This is a genomic window from Pseudomonas sp. GM84 (assembly GCF_000282535.1).
Taxonomy (GTDB): Bacteria; Pseudomonadota; Gammaproteobacteria; order Pseudomonadales; family Pseudomonadaceae; genus Aquipseudomonas.
Window position 1 is genome coordinate 1 of the sequence record NZ_AKJC01000119.1, and the last position, 14,312, is coordinate 14,312.

At 60.7% G+C, this 14,312-nt stretch carries 14 protein-coding genes; 6 read left to right on the forward strand and 8 right to left on the reverse strand.

The features are described 5' to 3' along the window. Positions 1 to 200: 200 nt before the first annotated feature. Complete coding sequence (locus PMI38_RS10555; RefSeq protein WP_177324906.1) at positions 201 to 1,121, forward strand: GlxA family transcriptional regulator; 921 nt, start codon at positions 201 to 203, stop codon at positions 1,119 to 1,121. 129 nt (positions 1,122 to 1,250) lie between these two features. Here PMI38_RS10555 and zapE read toward each other — a convergent pair whose 3' ends face one another. The 3 genes from zapE to PMI38_RS10570 all read right to left on the reverse strand — a co-directional run bounded on the left by zapE (position 1,251) and on the right by PMI38_RS10570 (position 4,512). Continuing rightward, positions 1,251 to 2,345, reverse strand: a complete 1,095-nt coding sequence (gene zapE, locus PMI38_RS10560; protein WP_043273393.1) for a cell division protein ZapE — start codon at positions 2,343 to 2,345, stop codon at positions 1,251 to 1,253. A 156-nt stretch (positions 2,346 to 2,501) separates the two neighbouring features. After that, a complete protein-coding gene (locus PMI38_RS10565) occupies positions 2,502 to 3,851 on the reverse strand; it encodes a tryptophan--tRNA ligase (RefSeq protein WP_008093624.1) in 1,350 nt (449 codons plus the stop codon). A gap of 25 nt (positions 3,852 to 3,876) precedes the next feature. Next, the gene (locus tag PMI38_RS10570) at positions 3,877 to 4,512 is read right to left on the reverse strand and encodes an alpha/beta hydrolase (RefSeq protein ID WP_008093627.1); all 636 of its coding nucleotides are present in this window, start codon (positions 4,510 to 4,512) and stop codon (positions 3,877 to 3,879) included. 135 nt (positions 4,513 to 4,647) lie between these two features. Here PMI38_RS10570 and PMI38_RS10575 point away from each other — a divergent pair, with 135 nt between their 5' ends. Beyond that, positions 4,648 to 5,085, forward strand: a complete 438-nt coding sequence (locus PMI38_RS10575) for a YhcB family protein (RefSeq protein ID WP_008093630.1) — start codon at positions 4,648 to 4,650, stop codon at positions 5,083 to 5,085. A 146-nt stretch (positions 5,086 to 5,231) separates the two neighbouring features. Here PMI38_RS10575 and PMI38_RS10580 read toward each other — a convergent pair whose 3' ends face one another. Then, on the reverse strand, positions 5,232 to 6,428 hold the full coding sequence (locus PMI38_RS10580; RefSeq protein WP_008093632.1) for a methionine gamma-lyase: 1,197 nt from the start codon (positions 6,426 to 6,428) through the stop codon (positions 5,232 to 5,234). A 127-nt stretch (positions 6,429 to 6,555) separates the two neighbouring features. Between PMI38_RS10580 and PMI38_RS10585 the strand changes: the two genes are divergently transcribed. Further along, positions 6,556 to 7,035: an Lrp/AsnC family transcriptional regulator gene (locus tag PMI38_RS10585; protein ID WP_008093634.1), complete on the forward strand. Its 480-nt coding sequence runs from the start codon at positions 6,556 to 6,558 to the stop codon at positions 7,033 to 7,035. Between the two features lie 169 nt (positions 7,036 to 7,204). Here PMI38_RS10585 and PMI38_RS26555 read toward each other — a convergent pair whose 3' ends face one another. Continuing rightward, entirely contained in the window at positions 7,205 to 7,714 is a 510-nt protein-coding gene (locus PMI38_RS26555; RefSeq protein ID WP_081502525.1) for a hypothetical protein, read from the reverse strand. Positions 7,715 to 8,211: 497 nt separating this feature from the next. On the opposite strand from PMI38_RS26555, the gene PMI38_RS10590 reads away from it, so the two are divergent. Both PMI38_RS10590 and PMI38_RS10595 read left to right on the forward strand, forming a co-directional pair. Then, entirely contained in the window at positions 8,212 to 8,421 is a 210-nt protein-coding gene (locus PMI38_RS10590) for a hypothetical protein (RefSeq protein ID WP_008093638.1), read from the forward strand. 112 nt (positions 8,422 to 8,533) lie between these two features. Next, positions 8,534 to 8,797 carry a bacteriocin immunity protein gene (locus PMI38_RS10595; protein WP_008093640.1) on the forward strand — a complete coding sequence of 88 codons (264 nt, stop codon included), beginning with the start codon at positions 8,534 to 8,536 and terminating at the stop codon, positions 8,795 to 8,797. A gap of 328 nt (positions 8,798 to 9,125) precedes the next feature. Here PMI38_RS10595 and cysN read toward each other — a convergent pair whose 3' ends face one another. The 3 genes from cysN to PMI38_RS10615 all read right to left on the reverse strand — a co-directional run bounded on the left by cysN (position 9,126) and on the right by PMI38_RS10615 (position 12,962). Then, on the reverse strand, positions 9,126 to 11,027 hold the full coding sequence (cysN, locus tag PMI38_RS10605) for a sulfate adenylyltransferase subunit CysN (RefSeq protein ID WP_008093644.1): 1,902 nt from the start codon (positions 11,025 to 11,027) through the stop codon (positions 9,126 to 9,128). Between the two features lie 16 nt (positions 11,028 to 11,043). Beyond that, positions 11,044 to 11,961 (reverse strand): sulfate adenylyltransferase subunit CysD, encoded by a 918-nt coding sequence (cysD, locus tag PMI38_RS10610; protein WP_003251799.1) that lies wholly within the window; start codon positions 11,959 to 11,961, stop codon positions 11,044 to 11,046. A gap of 242 nt (positions 11,962 to 12,203) precedes the next feature. Beyond that, positions 12,204 to 12,962, reverse strand: coding sequence for a Nif3-like dinuclear metal center hexameric protein (locus tag PMI38_RS10615; RefSeq protein ID WP_008093656.1), 759 nt, complete (start codon positions 12,960 to 12,962; stop codon positions 12,204 to 12,206). A gap of 157 nt (positions 12,963 to 13,119) precedes the next feature. On the opposite strand from PMI38_RS10615, the gene algW reads away from it, so the two are divergent. Further along, positions 13,120 to 14,280, forward strand: coding sequence for a Do family serine endopeptidase AlgW (gene algW / locus PMI38_RS10620; RefSeq protein WP_008093658.1), 1,161 nt, complete (start codon positions 13,120 to 13,122; stop codon positions 14,278 to 14,280). Positions 14,281 to 14,312 lie beyond the last annotated feature (32 nt).

The window sequence follows — 14,312 nt, forward strand, 5'->3', positions numbered from 1 at the left end:
GCTCCCACAGGTACGCCGCAACGTTCAAGGCTCGCGCCGAATGTTGCGGGGTAGACACAATCGCCAAAAAATAAGACGATCCAGCCGGTGATTGACCACTCTACCCTATAAGAACAATGACAATGATGTTTACCCAACCCCCGGCGTCGCTGCGGCGCGTCAGCATCCTGGCCATTGACAAGGTGTTTGCTTCAACCCTTATGCAGGCCAAGGATTTCTTCCACCTCGCCAGCCTGCGCTACAGCAAACAGCTGGGCCTGGGCCTGCAGCCCATGTTCGACATCAGCCTGGTGAGCCCGGACGGCCAGCCGGTGGATAGCTTCAGCAACGTGCAGCTACCGGTCGACGGCGGCCTCGACGATGCCGACGTGATCATTCTCCCGGCCTTTTGGGAGGACTTCGACACCCTGCTACAACGCTACCCCCAGGTACTGCCATGGCTGCGCAAGCAACATGCCCAGGGCGCGGTGCTGTGCGCCGAGGCCAGCGGGGTATTCTGGCTGGCCGAAGCGGGATTGCTCGACGGCAAGGAGGCGACCACCTACTGGCGCTTCTTCGCCAGCTTCGCCGAGCGCTTCCCGAAGATCCGGCTTAACCAGGACAAGCACCTCACCGATGCCGACAACCTGTATTGCGCCGGCGGCACCACTTCGGCCTGCGACCTGTACATCTATCTGATCGAGCGTTTCTGTGGGGCCAACGTGGCCCGCGCCGTGGCCCGCGACATCCTCTACGAAGTACAGCGCAACTACACCCCGGGGCGCATGGGCTTTGGCGGGCAGAAGCTGCACCAGGACCTGATCATCCTGCAGATTCAGCACTGGCTGGAAGAGCACTTCGCCGACAAGTTCCGCTTCGAGGACGTGGCCCGCAACCATGGCATGAGCATCCGCAACTTCATGCGTCGCTTTCAGGGCGCCACGGGTGACAAGCCGTTGCATTACCTGCAGCGGTTGCGTATCGAGACGGCCAAGGGGCTGCTGTCGAGCACGCGCAAGAGCATCAAGACCATCAGCTATGAAGTGGGCTATGACGATGCCAGCTTCTTTGCGCGGTTGTTCCGCCAGCATACGGAGTTGTCGCCGAATCAGTATCGGCAGCAGTTCATGCAGGAAGCCTGAAAACACCAGGGCCGCTTGGCGGCCCATCGCCAGCAAGCTGGCTCCCACAGGAATCGCGTCCCTCAGCAGCGACGCCAATCCCGTGGGAGCCGGCTTGCCGGCGATGGGCCGCCAAGCGGCCCCAATGGTTTACGGCTTGTGCGCGCGCGACAGGAACTCGTGCGACTGCATTTCCAGCAACCGGCTCAGGGTGCGCTGGAATTCGAAGGCCAGCCGCCCGCCGGTGTACAAGTCCTTCAGCTCTACCTCAGCCGAAATGATCAGCTTGACGTTGCGATCGTAGAACTCGTCCACCATGTTGATGAAGCGGCGGGCGATGTCGTCGGTAGTGACGCTCATCTGCTCGACGTTGCTCAGCAGCACGGCATGGAAGATCTTGCCCAGCTCGATGTAGTCGTTCTGGCTGCGCGGCCCGTCGCACAGGGCGCGGAAGTCGAACCAGGCAACGTCGTCACAGGTGCGCAGGGCGTGGATCGGGCGGTTCTCGATCATCAGCACGTCGTTGTCGACCGCCTGAGTGCACTCCGGAGTCAGCGCCTTGAAGCTCGCGCGCATGCTCTGCTCGGCCGCTTCGTTGAGCGGGAAGTGGAACAGCTCGGCCTGCTCCAGGTGGCGCAGACGGTAGTCGACGCCGCTGTCGACGTTCACCACGTCGGTGAACTGCTTGATCATGGCGATGGCCGGCAGGAAGCGCGCACGCTGCAGGCCGTCCTTGTACAGGCCGTCCGGGACGATGTTGGAGGTCGCCACCAGCGAGACGCCGTTCTTGAACAGCTCTTCCATCAGGGTGCCGAGGATCATGGCATCGGTGATGTCGGAAACGAAGAACTCGTCGAAGCAGATGACCTTGGCCTCTTCGCTGAAGCGCTTGGCGATGATGGTCAGCGGGTTCTTCTCGCCCTTGAGGGTCTTCATCTCCTCATGGACGCGCTTCATGAAGCGGTGGAAGTGCGTGCGCATCTTCTGCTTGAACGGTAGCGCCTCGAAGAACGTATCGACCAGATAGGTCTTGCCGCGGCCCACCCCACCCCAGAAGTACAGGCCCTTGACCGGCGTCAGCTCCTTCTTGCCGAACAGCTTGCCGAACACGCCCGGCTTGTTGTTCTGCGCAGCGACCAGGTCGTCGTACAGACGCTGCAGGTGACGCACTGCAGTTTCCTGCGCCGCATCATGGAAGAAGTCGGGACGTTTCAGATCTGCTTGATATCGTTCTAGGGGCGTCATGATTTCGTTAGCGAGGCAACAAAAAACGGGCCGTCACTGTAGCGACAGGCCCGCTTAATGGCAATGCGACTTGCGTCAATATACCTCATGGAAGGCAGTAATCCGCTGCATGGCACCGGCTACGCCGGTGTTCGCGGGGCAAGCCCGCTCCCACACTCAGTCTTGTTGTGGCTGAAGCGCCTCACGCAGGCTGGTGATCGCCGCATCACGGGCGGCGGCGCCCTCGAACTGCGGCCCTTCGGCAACCTGCTCGCCGTCCAGCCACAGGCTGAAGCCCAAGCCTTCGACGCGCACATCGGCGTCGCCACCTTGCTGCAGCTGCTTGCTCACGGCGCCGGCGCTCTTGCCGTCGGCGAAGCTGCGCGACAGCAGCAGTTGCTCGCCGTCGGCGGCCAGCAGGCGGAAGCGGAAGCTGCCGTCCTCGTCACGGAAGCTGACGAAGCGCGCGCTCTTGGCGGCTTTCTTCTTCACTTCGGTGCCGGCCTGCACGCTGCTGCGGAACGAACGCAGGCCAACGGCCTCGCGCAGCTGCTCGAGGAACGGCGTAGCGATCTTGCGGGCCTTGGCGGCGCCGGCCAGCAGAATGTCTTCCAGGTCTGCCGGGCGCGAAATCAGCTGGTGATAGTGCTCGCGCTTCTCGGCCAGCTGGCCATCGAGCAACTGGAACAGGCGCTGCTTGGCTTCCCCCCAACCCAGACCTTGCAGCAGTTCGTCACGGAATTCGGCGCACTGGGCTGGCGTGGAGAACGCCTGGAACAGGGTGAACAGGTGTGCGTTGTCCGGGTCCTTGGCTTCGCCGGGTGCGCGCGAGTCGGTAACGATGCGCGAAATGGCGTCTTTCATGTCCTTGGCGCTGGTGAACAGCGGGATGGTGTTGTCGTAGCTCTTGGACATCTTGCGACCGTCCAGGCCCGGCAAGGTCGCCACGCTCTCCTCGATCACCGCTTCCGGCAGGGCGAAGAAGTCCTTGCCCTGGCCGAACAGGTGGTTGAAGCGCTGACCGATGTCGCGCGCCATTTCCACGTGCTGGATCTGGTCACGGCCAACCGGCACCTTGTTGGCGTTGAACATCAGGATGTCGGCAGCCATCAGCACCGGGTAGCTGAACAGGCCCATGGTCACGCCGGCATCCGGGTCTTCGCCGTTCTCGACGTTCTTGTCCACCGAGGCCTTGTAGGCGTGGGCACGGTTGAGCAGGCCCTTGGCGGCCACGCAGGTCAGCAGCCAGGTCAGTTCGGGGATCTCGGGGATGTCGGACTGGCGGTAGAAGGTCACCTTCGCAGGGTCCAGGCCACCGGCCAGCCAGGTAGCGGCGATTTCGAGGCGCGAGCGCTGGATGCGCAGCGGGTCGTCACACTTGATCAGGGCGTGGTAGTCGGCCAGGAAGTAGAACGAGTCGACACCGGGTTGCTGGCTGGCGACGATCGCCGGGCGGATGGCGCCCGCGTAGTTGCCCAGGTGTGGCGTGCCGGTGGTGGTGATACCAGTGAGAATGCGCGTGGTCATGGGTGTTCGCTTATTCAGGCTTGGCTCAATTCGAAAGGCGCGGCAGCAGCAGATCTTTCAGATCGGTCAGCTTGCCATGGAAGAAGTGTCCGCATTCTGCCACTTTCAGCAGCTCATGGGGACGCGACAGGGTGTCGGACCATTCGTAAACCAGCTGCGGCGCCACGACTTCGTCGGCGTCAGGCTGGACCACGGTGATCGGGCAGCGCTGCGGCAGCGGGAACTCGGCGGTCAGGCGCATCACCGCCGGGGCAATCATGAACAGGTGCTGCAGCGTCACACCGGCACCTTCCAAGCGCCCGGCCAAACTGGTGGCGACGAAGCCACCGAACGAGAAGCCCATCAGTACCAGCGGCAACTGCGGGTGTTGCTCGCGCAGCCAGGCGGCGACGGCTTCGGCATCGGCCACTTCGCCAGCGCCCATGTCATGGCTGCCGGCACTCTGGCCGACACCGCGGTAGTTGAAGCGCAAGGTCACATAACCGGCATCACGCGCGGTGCGCTGCAGGGTCGAGACCACCTTGTTGAGCATGGTGCCGCCCTGGACCGGGTTCGGGTGGCAGATCAGCACCGCACCGCGGGCGTCGGCCACGTCCAGGTACAAGGCTTCCAGCTGGCCCTGGGGGCCATCGATGAACAAGGGGGTTTCGCGGACAAGCAAGGCACTACTCCGTGACCTCGAAGGGGGTCGATTCGTCTAGGTGTGGAATTCTGTTCTGATTTGCGATCGCTCGCGGTATACAGCGCAGGTCTGAGCCGTTAACGTAAAGCAAAGCCGTTTATAGAGGAAGGACTCGTGGAACTCTCGCTCCTTGTTTGGTTGTTGCCAACCCTGGCCCTGGTCATTGGCGTCGCCATCGGCTTCGTCGTGGCGCGCCTGCTGCCCAACGCCGCGCCCAGCAGCACCCAGCGTCAACTGGATGACATTCAGAAACGCTTCGACAGCTACCAGAACGAAGTGGTCACCCATTTCAACAGCACCGCCGTGCTGGTCAAGAAACTGACCCAGAGCTATCAGGATGTGCAGGATCACCTGGCCGAAGGCGCCAACAGCCTGGCCCTGGATGAAGTGACCCGTCAGCGCCTGCTGGCGGCCCTGCACTCCGAATCGGCCCAGGGCCCACGTGACCGCCTGACGCCGCCACGCGACACCGCCGAAGTGCCGCGCGACTATGCGCCGAAAACACCGAACTCGCCGGGCATGCTCGATGAGAGCTACGGGCTCAAGCGTTGATTCGCTGAAATGAACAAGGCCTCGAAAGAGGCCTTTTTCTTGTGTGAAATTCACCGTCCTCATCGCCGGCAAGCCGGCTCCCACAGGGGGAGCGGTGCTGTACATGTGGGAGCCGGCTTGCCGGCGATAGGGCCGACGCAGACAAATCAGCGACAAGCCTTCAACGCCTGCTCAACATCCGCCAGCAGATCCTCCACGTCCTCCAAGCCTACCGACAACCGCACCAACCCCTCCGAAATCCCATGATGCGCACGCTCTTCAGGTGTGTAGCTCGAATGGGTCATGCTCGCCGGATGCTGTGCCAGCGATTCGGCATCCCCCAGACTCACCGCCCGGGCGAAGAGCTGCAACGCATTCATGAATCGCCGACCGGCCTCGATGCCGCCTTTGAGTTCAAAAGCGATCATCCCGCCCGGCAAACGCATCTGCCGCTGGGCCAGCGCATACTGGCCGAACGTCGGCAGCCCCGGATAGTGAATCAATTCGACCTGCGGCTGGCGCGCCAGATACTCCGCCACTTGCTGGGCATTGGCACAATGGCGATCCATGCGCAGTGCCAGGGTCTTGATGCCCCGCATCAACAGCGAGGCATCGTGTGGCGACAACACGGCGCCGGTCAGGTCCTTGAGGCCTTCCAGGCGGATCCGGTCAATCAGCGCCCGGCGCCCGATCACCAACCCCGCAGTGATATCACCGTGACCGCTGAGGTACTTGGTGGCCGAATGGACCACCAAATCAGCACCCTGCTCCAGCGGCCGTTGCAGGTAGGGAGTGCAGTAGGTGTTATCCACCACGATGTGAATGTCATGCCCGCGCGCCGCTTCAGCCACTGCTGCGATATCCACCAACTGCATGTTGGGGTTTGCCGGGGTTTCGAAGTAGATCATCCGGGTCTTGCGGGTGATCGCCGCCTTGAGCGCTTTGCTGTCGTTCAGGTCGACATGGCGGATTTTCACGCCGAATTCGCCGATCCCATGGTGCAGGAAGGCGAAGGTACAGCCGTACAGTGTGGTGCCCACGATCAGCTCATCACCGGGCCTTAGCAAGGTCCACAAGGTCGACGTGATGGCGCCCATGCCCGACGCCAGGGCCAACCCGGCCTCACCGCCTTCAAGGGACGCCATGCGCTGCTCCAGCAGCGCCAGGGTCGGGTTGGAGATACGGCTGTAGAAATGCCCACCCTCCTCCCCGGCAAAGCACGCAGCGCCATATTCAACTGTCGGGAACGCATAGGTTGCGGTCTGGTAGACCGGTGGAACCAGCGCACCACCGTGGGACAGCGGATCGTAGCCATGATGGATGGCTCGGGTGGAAAAACCGATGTTGTTATGGGAGTCGCGCATGGCAACAGCCTCTGGTGGTTTGTTCTAAGCTTATGCCAACGCGCTGCCTGATTTTTTCCAAAATTGCCCACGCAATCGAGGGTGTATTGGAACAAAAACAATAAAAAGCTCACCAGGAGGGCAAGCCATGCCTACCAGCCTCGACCGCACCGACCGTGCCCTGCTCGCCGCCCTGCAGGACAACGCCCGCCTGACCGTTTCAGAACTCGCCGACCAGGTTGCGCTGACTACCTCGCCTTGCTGGCGACGGGTCAAATTGCTTGAAGACAACGGCTACATCACCGGTTATCAGGCGATTCTTTCGCCCAAGTCGCTGGGGTTTGGAGTGACGGCGTTTGTCAGCATCATGATGGATTCGCATACCAAGGACATGGCGTTGGCGTTCGAGCAGAGGTTGATGGAGATTCCCGAAATCGTCGCCTGCCACAACATCTCCGGCCGGTACGATTTTCTGCTGGAGATTCTGGCGCGAGACCTGGAATCTTTTGGCGAATTCACCCGGGAAGTGCTGCAGCGTTTGCCTGGAGTGAAGGAGATCTACTCGAGCTTTTCCTACAAGGCGGTTAAGGAGCGCCGAGTGATACCGGTTTCGGAAAAGCATATTTGAAGCCAATGGCGAAGGCACACAACGATTGAAAAATCTAAATAAACGCTGGCGATAACGCATCGCGAGCAGACACATCCAAACTTCAAGTCCCACCAAATCTCCAAGCCTTGTGCGGAGAAGTCAGCGAAGGCTTGGAGCGTGGCGACTTAAATCTGCAGAAACTCAAAATTTATGGATAGTCATGTTTCCAGTCCCAGAGGGGCGCAGGTTCCGGCGGGTAAACGTGCGCTACTATTTTTCGCACCGGGGGCAATCGCCCCGGTACGAAACCTAAGCGCGCCCACCGAACATCGCCTTTTCGTCCGTCATAGATAAGAATATTTCCGGCATCAGTTACCGTGAGGTAATTGTTGTACCAGTAAGGTTTATCTAGTGTCTCCGTGCTTTGAGCGGACCAAATTCGGCGACGGGCAGGATCATGTAAGAAGCCTGAGTTACTTACTACAAACTGAAGGGGCTCACGCATTTTCTTACGGTAAAATGTCGAACTGTATGGTTGAGCTTCATTCGCAACCCACACCACAGCGCCGCCCTCCTCTAGAACCAAATTACCATCACTTTGCAGACGAAGCGCGAACCGCCCGTTTTGAGAAACCAAGAAATCGCCTGCACTCATTGTTTGATTAGGAGGAAGAACAACACCTCCAGAGTTAAGAAACTTCTGATACTTAACAGTCATCACTCACCTCCTGAGTAGATCCACAAGAAAGAAACTAGCGGGACTTCAAACACAAGGCGAGGGAACCATCACTGCGAGAAATTACATAAATTCTGACCAGCCCCCAGCCCACGCCAAACCATTAGAAGCGCGCAAAGATCTAAAAAAAGAAACCTCCTACAGGTTAAGCACCACTTTCTGATTTCAAACCAGTCAATAATTTGGAAATCCAAGCACCGATTGCTCAACCCTGAAAACACATCACAGAGAAAGCTCGACATGAAATTTATATTTATCCTGACTGCAGTGCTCGCCGGCTGCGGCGGAAAGCCAAGCCTCTATCAATACGACAGTAGTCGCCAGTTCAAGTGCGACATGGACCCATACATGCAATTCTGCGCTAACCACACAGTCATTAGGCAGCACATCGAAAATACAGAAGCAAACAGCCGCAAAGACGAATCCCCAGCAAACGCGACATTGAAGCCCCCGATCAAAAACACAGAAATGGAGGAGCCATGCACGATGCCAAAAAACATGTCAAACAGATGGCAGTAACCATTACCCTCATCCTATCTGGATGCAGCGGCGACATGCCTAAAGTACTGCTACTACCCAACAGAGAGGACATTACATTCAAGTGTGACCTGGACCCTTACAAGCAGGGGTGCGAAAGAATGATGGATTATCAAGAGCATTTCCGCTTGATCAAAAAACCCTTGACCTAAAGCCAGAGAGCGCAGAACTCGACCCGCCTGAATTCGGTGGCGCGATGTACGAAGCGGACAACCTGCGGATGATGAGCGCCCTGCAGTACGCACTGTCATCGGAGGTGACCTGGTGATCAGCAAAAAGCGCAGCCTGGCTGAATACACCTACGCCGAATTCAACGCCGTAGTGGAAGAACTGTTAAAAGCCGCTGGCACCTCGGCCTGGCAAGATCGCTTGCTGGAACACTTCATAGAAATGGCCGAGCACCCGGGTGGATCGGACCTGATCTATTACCCAAGGAATCCGCAGGAAGGCTGCGCGGAGCACGTGATCGCACGTATCATGGCCTGGCGAAAGTCGAAGGGAATGCCCCTGTTCAAGGATGTACGATGAAAAAAACTCTACTGGTGTTGGTACTGCTTCTATCCGGCTGCGCCGATGGCAAATTCTTTCTTTTGCCTAACCAACAAGACCTGAAATTCGGCTGTGACATGGACCCTTACAAACAAGGGTGCGAAAGACAAAGTGACTACGACCAGCACTTCAAATCCCTCGAACCCAAGAAGAGCTAGGTCGCTCACACCTCCTCTTGGCAGCTTCTCCACGCATCAGCGCGAACGCGCCGCGCGGGCGGCGCTCGATCTCATGAACGCCAAAAACATCGCGGCGAGCACCCACAAAAAACCCCGCCGAAGCGGGGTTTTTCATACAGCACCAGCGCTTAGATCGCGCCACGCTGACGCAGCACATCCAGCACCTGCTTCACGCCTTCCTCGACACTGGTGTTCTGGGTATCGATCACCAGATCGGCATCCAGCGGCACATCGAACGGGAAGCTCTCACCCGGGATGTTGTCACCACCGGCGGCGTACAGGCCCTGTGGGTCACGCTCACGGCAGGCCAGCGGGGAAGCCTGTACATAAACAGTCACCAGACGCTCCTTGCCGATCAGTGCCTTGGCCTGCTCGCGGCCTTCGGCATCCGGGGCCACGAAGGCAGCCAGGGTCAGCAGGCCGGCTTCGTTGAACTGGCGCGCCACATGGGCGGCGCGGCGCCAGTTCTCGGTGCGGCCAGCGCGGTCCTGCGGCAGGCCCTTGTTCAGGTCATGACGCAGGTTCTGGCCATCGAGCACGTAGACCGCACGGCCCATGTCGAACAGCTTGCGCTCCACGGCGTAGGCCAGGGTGCTCTTGCCGGCGCCAGACAGGCCGCTGAACAGCACGGTGGCCGGCTGCTGGCCAAAGCGCAGGGCGCGTTCTTCGGTGGCCACGTGGGCCAGTTTGCCATGCTGGCCGGTGCTGCCATGCGGCAATACGGGCGGGGCGATGATCATGCCGGCGCCGACGGTGCCGTTGGTCAGGCGGTCAATGACGATGAACGCACCGGTGGTGCGGTTGCTGTCATAGCCGTCCAGGGCGATCGAGGCGTCCAGGGCAACCTTGACGCGGCCGATCTCGTTCAGCTGCAGTGCGCTGGCAGCGCCCTGCTCCAGGGTGTTCACATCGACCTTGTGGGTGATGCTGGCAATCGAGCCCGGCACGTAGCTGGTGGCGCGCTTGATGTCGTATTTCTTGCCCGGCAGCATCGGCTCTTCGGCCATCCACACCAGCATGGCGTCGAACTGGTCGGTCACCGGCGGGACGTTGTCGGCATGCACCAGCAGGTCGCCACGGGAGATGTCGATCTCGTCTTCCATGGTCAGGGTCACCGCCTGGCCTGGGCCGGCGTTTTCCAGCTCGCCTTCGTAGGTGACGATGGACTTGACCCGGCTGCTCTTGCCCGACGGCAGCACCACGATATCGTCGCCCTTGTGCACTACGCCGCTGGCGATGGTGCCGGCGAAGCCGCGGAAGTTCAGGTTCGGGCGGTTGACGTACTGCACCGGGAAACGCAGGTCGGTGACGTTGCGGTCGGCCGACACTTCGACGGTTTCCAGGATTTCCATCAGTGCAGGGCCGGTGTACCACGGCGAACGCTCGCTGCGGTTGACCACGTTGTCGCCCTTGAGCGCCGACATCGGCACGAAGTGCAGGCTCGACGGCTTGAGGTCGATGGCCTCGGCGAACTTCAGGTAGTCAGCCTTGATCGACTCGAAGACCTGCTCGTCGAAGCCCTTGAGGTCCATCTTGTTGACCGCAACGACGATGTGCTTGATGCCCAGCAAGGAGGCGATGTAGCTGTGCCGGCGGGTCTGGGTCTGCACGCCGTAGCGGGCATCGACCAGGATGATCGCCAGGTCGCAGGTCGAGGCGCCGGTAGCCATGTTGCGGGTGTACTGCTCGTGGCCCGGGGTGTCGGCGATGATGAACTTGCGCTTGGCGGTCGAGAAGTAGCGGTAGGCCACATCGATGGTGATGCCCTGCTCACGCTCGGCCTGCAGGCCGTCGACCAGCAGCGCCAGGTCGACTTCCTCGCCGGTGGTGCCGGACTTCTTCGAGTCGCGGGTGATGGCTTCGAGGTGGTCCTCGTAGATCATCTTCGAATCGTGCAGCAGGCGCCCGATCAGGGTGCTCTTGCCGTCATCCACGTTGCCGCAGGTGAGGAAACGCAGCAGTTCTTTACGCTCGTGCTGAGCCAGATAAGCGAGGATGTCTTCGCTGATCAAATCGGATTGGTGCGACATGGAGTAACCCTGAAAATTAGAAGTAGCCCTGACGTTTCTTGTCTTCCATGGAACCGGCGCCATCGTGGTCGATGACTCGGCCCTGGCGCTCGGAAGTGCGCGTCAGGAGCATTTCCTGAATGATGTCGGTCAGCGTTTCGGCTTCCGACTCGACAGCGCCCGTCAGCGGGTAGCAGCCGAGGGTACGGAAACGCACCTTCTTCTTGACGATGCGCGCCTTCTCTTCCTCGGAGAGGTGCTCGAGGATGCGCTCGTCGTCGATCATGATCAGGGTGCCGTTCTTCTCGATCACTTCACGCTCGGCGGCGAAGTACAGCGGGACGATCGGGATGCCTTCGAGGTAGATGTACTGCCAGATGTCCAGCTCGGTCCAGTTGGACAGCGGGAACACGCGGATCGACTCGCCCTTGTTGACCTTGCCGTTGTACACGTTCCACAGCTCGGGGCGCTGGTTCTTCGGGTCCCAGCGGTGCTTGCTGTCACGGAACGAGTAGACCCGCTCCTTGGCCCGCGACTTCTCTTCGTCGCGGCGCGCGCCACCGAAGGCGGCGTCGAAACCATGCTTGTCCAGCGCCTGCTTGAGGCCCTGGGTCTTCATGATGTCGGTGTGCTTGGAGCTGCCATGGGTGAACGGGTTGATGCCCTGCGCCACACCCTCGGGGTTGACGTGGGTGATCAGCTCCAGGCCCATTTCCTCGACCATCTTGTCGCGGAAGCTGTACATCTCCTGGAATTTCCACTGGGTGTCGACGTGCATCACCGGGAACGGCAGCTTGCCCGGGAAGAAGGCCTTGCGCGCCAGGTGCAGCATCACGGCGGAGTCCTTGCCGATCGAGTACAGCATCACCGGGTTGTCGAACTCGGCGGCCACCTCGCGGATGATGTGGATGCTCTCCGCCTCCAGCTGTTTCAAGTGCGTCAGTTTGTCGACCATGGCTACTCACGAAAAACGATCTTATGGACGGCCTGCGGGCCGTGTTCGAGCGAGCCACTTTATCACAGCAGCTGATTCTATTTAGGAGGCGGGCTAGATCGAAAAAGTCTAACGATATGACTGGGGGTTTGGCCCAATTGGGGCCGCTTTGCGGCCTCATCGCCGGCAAGCCGGCTCCCACAGATTCTCTACAAGGCGTGAAACCTGTGGGAGCCGGCTTGCCGGCGATCAGGCCCTTACGGTCAGATCGGATTAGGGCAATCGATGAACAGATGCTCCAGGGCGAACCGCCGTGCCAGGTAGTCACCCAGCGCCTGCACGCCATAGCGCTCGGTAGCATGATGCCCGGCCGCAATGAAACTGACGCCGTTCTCGCGGGCACTGTGATAAGTCTGCTCGGACGCTTCACCCGTGAGATACAGGTCCACCCCAGCCGCGATCGCCGTGTCGATGTACCCCTGCCCGCCCCCGGTGCACCAGCCGACCCGACGGACCACCTGGTCGCCTTCGACCAGCAACGGTTCGCGTCCCATCACCTCCTGCACGCGACGGGCGAAGTCACGCGCGGTCATCGGCTCGGCCAGTGAGCCGACCAGCCCCACCACCTTGGGGTTCTCCGGGTCCAGCGGCCCTTCGACGGTAATGTCCAGCTGCCGCGCCAGTTGCACGTTGTTGCCCACCTCCGGGTGCACATCCAACGGCAGGTGGAAGGCCAGCAGGCTGATATCGTTCTTCAGCAGGGTCTTCAGGCGACGCTGCCTGATCCCGGTGACGCACGGGTTCTCGCCCTTCCAGAAGTAACCATGGTGCACCAGCACCAGGTCGGCCTCGGCCTCTACCGCGGCATCCAGCAACGCCTGGCTGGCAGTGACGCCGCTGACGATGCGACTGACCTGCGGACGGCCTTCGACCTGCAGGCCATTGGGGCAATAATCGTGGATCTTCGCGCTGCCCAGGTAGCGCTCGGCTTCCTCGACCAGGGTGTTCAGAGCGACAGCCATGAAAATCTCCTCGAAATCTGCGCTTTTCTCGGACACAACGCCCGTATAATGCCCGCCATTATGGGCCGTCGCCGGCATCGGGGGAACCGGTGTATGATCGCGCGCGTTCGTGCCCCATCGCGCGACCACTCGCCCCGCTCTTTCCAGGATTTCGTTCATGTTCAAGGCTTTGCGTTATTTTGGCTGGCCCCTGCTTACCGGCATACTGATTGCCATGCTGATCATCCAGCGTTTCCCGCAATGGGTCGGCCTGCCCAGCCAGGACGTCAACCTGCAACAGGCGCCGCAGACCTCGAAGATCATGCAAGGCCCGGTGTCCTATGCCGACGCCGTGACCCTGGCCGCGCCGGCGGTGGTCAACCTGTACACCACCAAGGTGGTCAACAAGAGCGCCCACCCGCTGTTCGAAGACCCGCAGTTCCGCCGCTTCTTCGGTGACAACCTGCCCAAGCAGCGGCGCTGGGAGTCGAGCCTGGGCTCGGCGGTGATCATGAGCCCCGAGGGCTACCTGCTGACCAACAACCACGTCACCAGCGGTGCCGACCAGATCGTGGTGGCGCTCAAGGATGGCCGCGAAACCCTGGCCCGGGTGATCGGCAGCGACCCCGAGACCGACCTCGCGGTGCTGAAGATCGACCTGAAGAACCTGCCCGCCATCACCATTGGCCGCTCCGACAGCATCCATATCGGCGACGTGACCTTGGCCATCGGCAACCCCTTCGGCGTTGGCCAGACCGTGACCATGGGCATCATCAGCGCCACGGGCCGCAACCAGCTGGGCCTGAACAACTACGAAGACTTCATCCAGACCGACGCTGCGATCAACCCGGGCAACTCCGGCGGTGCGCTGGTGGATGCCAACGGCAACCTGGTAGGCATCAACACCGCGATCTTCTCCAAGTCCGGTGGCTCCCAGGGCATTGGTTTCGCCATTCCGGTGAAGCTGGCGCTGGAGGTGATGAAGTCGATCGTCGAGCACGGCCAGGTGATCCGTGGCTGGTTGGGCATCGAGGTGCAGCCGCTGAGCCAGGAGCTGGCCGAGTCGTTCGGCATGCAAGGGCGCCCAGGTATCGTGGTGGCGGGGATTTTCCGCGACGGGCCGGCGCAGAAGGCGGGGTTGCAACTGGGTGACGTGATCCTGAGCATCAACGGCGAGCCCGCCGGGGATGGGCGCAAGTCGATGAACCAGGTGGCGCGGATCAAGCCCAACGAGAAGATCACCATCGAGGTGATGCGCAATGGGCAGCAGTTGAAGCTGGTGGCCGAGGTGGGGCTGCGGCCGCCGCCTGCGCCGGCTACGACTCAGGAAGAGAAGTAAGACTGGGGCTGCTTTGCAGCCCATCGCCGGCA